The following is a 4,624-nucleotide window of genomic DNA, read 5'->3' as shown; positions in this document are numbered from 1 at the left end:
GGTCGCCGGAAAACATAATGGGAGCGGCGGGCTGCGTTGCACTTATCTTTATATTTTTGGGGACCGCTACGGGTTCGTGGTTTCCGCAGACTCTGGCCAGCAGACCGACCCGCTGGCCGATGCCGTCAAACTGTCCGATGAGGACCGGCTGATCGAGGCCTTTGAGATCGAGCGCTACAGTCGCAGCGATGACGACCTGGCGCGGTATCCCTATATCGAGGACTGGTCACCGCTGACGCCCAAGAAGATCCGTGAGATGGGGATCGACCCGGCCAAGGGCGCCGGTCAGATTCGTGCGATCTCGCGCCTGTATTTCTTTGACAAATATCCAAAGATAAAGGAAAAGATCCGAGCTAAGTTGGTTTGGTTGAAAAGCGGACTGTCCAAGGACACGCAACTCAAGGCCCTCGGACTCGATCTGGATCAGAGTAAGTTTCGTATCGTCATCATCGGCTCAGTGGCCGGGGGCACCGGCGCCGGTTCCTTTCTCGATATGGGCTGGCTGGCGAAATGGGTCGCCAAGGAGACCGTGAGTGCGGCGGATGTCGAGATGATGATGTTTCTGCCCACCGGCTACCAAAGCGCCAATAAGGAGCGCACCGAGGCCAACGGCTATGCCTCATTTATGGAGCTCGAGACCTGCATGCGGGGAGGTTCGCATTTCGTGACCCGCTGGGATGCCTACGATCGCCCTGAGTTGAGTGTGAAACCCTACGACGAGGTGTATCTGATCGATTCAGGCAACCTGGCACAGTTGCATACCAGTAACCAGAAAGATATCTATGATATGGTGGCCGATGCCCTGTTCGAGGATTTTGCCTCGATCGATTTTGCCAACAAGAAGCGCTCAGTCGCCGTTAATCAACGCCAGCACAAGATTCTCCCCTTTACCCCGCCGGTGCCCGGCAACCGATATGGCGACATGCGCTTGTCCTATTACCAGGGCTATTCCGCATTTGGCCAGTCGGTGCTGGATACCCAGCGTGGCGTGCAGCGTGATATGCGCGCCTACCATTGGACGGCAGAGATGGTGAAGGCGTTCTTTGGTGTCGCCATGGCCAATGTCGGGACGCGCCGCGCAACGGACAAGCAACGCGATGACTTCATGGCGCAGTATATCCAACTCGTGCCGCGTGCCTTCACCAACTTTCCTGACCTCAGCGATCCCCGGGCGAAGCTCAACCGCGCAGAGTTTACCGATTATCAGATGACCGACCGCCTGCTGGTCGACCGCCAGGGTGCGCTGGTCGATGGGATGCTGCAGAAGGTGGCCGCCAGTATTGAGCGGATTGCCTCGACGAATAATAAGGACGAGTGGGGTCCTTGCATCAGGGAGGCGGTCAAGCAACTGGAACATGACGTGGTGCGCGATCAGGATTCCACCGCCGACACCACGGAGGATCGGGTCAGCCACGGTGCTGCCGAGTTGTTCAATGACACGACGACCAGAATTCGCGACCAGTTGTATGTCTATCTCGACAACAAGGAGTACGGCGGTCTGGAGTACGTCCTGTCGCTTGTTGAGCAGATCAAGGATCGCCTGGAAAATCCCAGCACTGGTCTGATCGCCGCGCTGGCGGACAACTCCCGGCGCTACGGTGAGATACGCGATGTGGTGCGCACCTGTGAATATGATCGCCTGTTGAGCAACTTGGAGCAGACCAAGGGTGGGGGCTTGTTCAGCTTCGGCAATAAGGAGGAGCAGGCGCGGCTGATCCTGAGCCAGATCAAACAGGAGGTCTGTCATTTCCTGCAATTTCATCTGCGCGCCACCGCGGCCAATCATGCCTCGACACTGTTGAAGAATATCTCCCAATGGTTAGGCGAACGGCTTGGCATCGATGGGCAGGGCGATGCCTCCTGGAGCGGGTTGGTTGGTGAGTTGCAGGCTGGCCGCACCGCCGTGCTCGCCATGATCGACTCGGTCGACAGCAAGGTGGAGCTGTTGCGCGAAGATACCCGCAAGGATCATGCGACCTATATCCTGGTGGATACACCTGAGGAGGGCGCACCACTGCCGGCAGTGACTGAGTTGCGGGCCTGGGCCGACGAGGTATTCATCGATATCGGTGGCTCGCGAACCCTGTTTCCGCAGCTCGCGGAGCCCAAGGAGCGTGAACGACTGATTGGCTTGTTACGGGTCAAGGCGGAAAAGCAGATTGCGGCACTTTCGCGTCAACAGGCAGACGAAGGCGATCCGCTGCTGCTCGCCCTGGAGGCGATGCGTCCGATTGAGAGGCAACGGCGTTTCCAAGAGCTGATCACCCGGGCGATGCCCTGGGTGGATGCCAGTTGGGGGAAGGATTTCGAGCCCAAGCCGGACCAGTTCAAATGCTATATCGGGGTCGCCAGCGCGGCGGAATACGAGAAGCGTTTTAAAGAGGAGTTGTTGATGCAGGTGCCTGCGGGGGTCGGCATTTCGCCGCAACAGGTGGTCTTTGTCGATACCGGCGTACCGGGGCGGGCGGTCTGTTATTGCGAGTTGTCGGGTATCCCGTTGACCACCCTGCGGGGCATGGAGGCGTGGCGGACCAGTTATCGCAAGGAGTCTGAGAAGATTCCGCTCCATACCCACCGCGATTCCACCCAGTTTACCCACCCGCTGGCCCCCTCGACGGCCGAGCTCAATCGCTTGGCCGATGACTTTTATCAGTTCTTGTTAGGCGTGATGCTCGGCATAGTGAGCCGGGACGCACGAGGTGAAACGGTTCCGCCTGGACAGTATGTGTTTGCGGTCAGCCGCGGTGACAGTCGGCGTATCGGCAATGAACGGGCATTTCGGCTGAATGGTCTGCCGGAGACCTATCATAGCCAGATCGTCGCCGAGATCACGGAGCGGGTCAGTGGACTGAGTCTCACCCCGCTATTGTGTCTGGCCGTGTTGGCTGATTATTACGCTAAGGAGGTCTATACGCCCTGTCTGGTGTCGGATGAGACGGGTAACCAAAAGCCGGTGAAGGGTTTTGCCGCCGCCATGGCCGAGGAAATGGCGCGAGATTTTCGCGAAAAGGCCAAACGGATGGGTGGCAGCGAGGCCGATCGTGTGCGGTATGAGGGCCAGGCGCTGGGGCAGCTGGATGCGTGGAGCCAGACCGTGGAAAACTCCAACGCGGACGCCTACCCGTGGGAGGTACAGGAGAGTGAGCAGCCGCGGGTCAAGCGCGTGGTGCGTCCGATCTTTTTTCAAGCAGACGCCTTGGACGCGCTGTTGCAGGCAGCCGTACCGGCCAGTGGTCATACGCCCGTTGGTGCGGCTCAGCCCGCGGGTCCCCCGAGTGTACCCGGTGCGGCCGTGCCAACTCCCCCACCGTTTCCGCCCCCGGCAACGCCGCAGTATCAGTATTTCCTGGTAGTGAATGGCCAGCAATGCGGTCCCTATCCAGCTATCCAGGTCCAGCAGTGGGTGAAGGCCGCTCAACTCACGGGGGCGACCCTCGCGTGGCGCGATGGTCTGCCGGCTTGGTCGCGGCTCAGTCAGATTCCCGAGCTGGCCGCGCTATTGACAGTTGCTCTGCCGCCGCCCGTTCCCGGGGTGCCCGGCATGCCGCCGGACCTGCCAACCGGGGCCTAAGACGTGTTGGTCTGTAAGTATTGCGGCGAGAGGCTGGGTTGGACGCTCGCCTACTGCCCGTTTTGTGGCAAGCCACAGCCGGCCGTCGTCGTCGCGCCAAAGCGGTTGGCGCCGGCTGCCACCCCGGCCCGTGCCCCGACCGCGGCCAGGCCGGCGGTGGTGGCATTGACCAAGGGGCAGAATGTGTCACTCTCGCGATTGTCGCCGGGGCTGCGTTGCATCCTGATCGATCAGTGCTGGGATAAGCGCACGGCCGCGGGGGTAGATATGGACCTTGATGAAATCCTCTTTATGACAGCGGCCAGCGGTAAGGTGCGGGGCGATGCGGACTTGGTTTTCTACAATCAGCCAAGGTCGGCGTGCGGCGCCGTGGAGTTGATCGGCAATAAGAAGGAAGGCGAAAAATTCACGGTCAAGCTGGACCTGATTCCCAGTGCTATCGAGCGCCTCGTGGTGGGCGTGACCATCTATGATGACGCGGTGCGGGTAAGAAACTTCGGCCAGGTGCGCGGGGCCTATATCCGAATCATCGACGCGGATACCGCCACCGAGCTGGTCCGCTTTACGCTTGCCGAGGAATACGGCGGCGAGACGGCGATGATCTTTGGTGAAATCTATCGCCGTAAAGGCGAATGGAAACTCAAGGCGGTCGGTCAGGGTTTCTCGGGCGGTTTACGGGCGCTCTGCGGTCAATTCGGGGTCAGTGTGGCCTGATGATCCTGTGAGAAGCATTTGTTTTACGCCAAGGTGCAAGCAAAGACTTGTTCTCTCACGGAGACACAGAGACACGGAGAAGAAAGAAAAAATCTTGGCTCTTCCTGCGTTTCAGGCGGTTCTGGTCAGCAAGGCCGAGAGCATGGGCTGGAGCAGCCCCCGACCGCGCCGGCGGACGTTGTGCGTGAACTGAAAGAACCCCAAGTAGAGCGGCAATTGCTCCTGGGAGATCCCGCGATGAGGACGCAGCCAGGAGCGCAACAGTGACCAGAAGCCCTCCATGGTGTTGACATGGACCTCGTGGAAGCCGTCGCCGTCCTCATCACGGGCGTACTCGCC

2 protein-coding genes and 1 pseudogene are annotated in these 4,624 nt (G+C 59.8%); 2 read left to right on the top strand and 1 reads right to left on the bottom strand.

What is annotated here, in order from left to right; genetic code table 11:
• A partial coding sequence (locus tag QZY44_RS04790; RefSeq protein ID WP_295442969.1) for a tubulin-like doman-containing protein occupies positions 1-3,571 on the top strand: 3,571 nt, incomplete at its 5' end.
• 3 nt (positions 3,572-3,574) lie between these two features.
• Entirely contained in the window at positions 3,575-4,285 is a 711-nt protein-coding gene (locus QZY44_RS04785; RefSeq protein WP_295442966.1) for a TerD family protein, read from the top strand.
• 111 nt (positions 4,286-4,396) lie between these two features.
• On the opposite strand, the pseudogene QZY44_RS04780 reads toward QZY44_RS04785, so the two are convergent.
• A pseudogene (locus QZY44_RS04780) lies at positions 4,397-4,624 on the bottom strand (DDE transposase); the annotation flags it as partial.

Origin of the sequence: uncultured Thiodictyon sp. (genome assembly GCA_903837595.1) — a bacterium.
GTDB lineage: Bacteria > Pseudomonadota > Gammaproteobacteria > Chromatiales > Chromatiaceae > Thiodictyon.
Note: the sequence above shows the minus strand (reverse complement) of the source record. Positions and strands in the feature narration are given on the sequence as shown.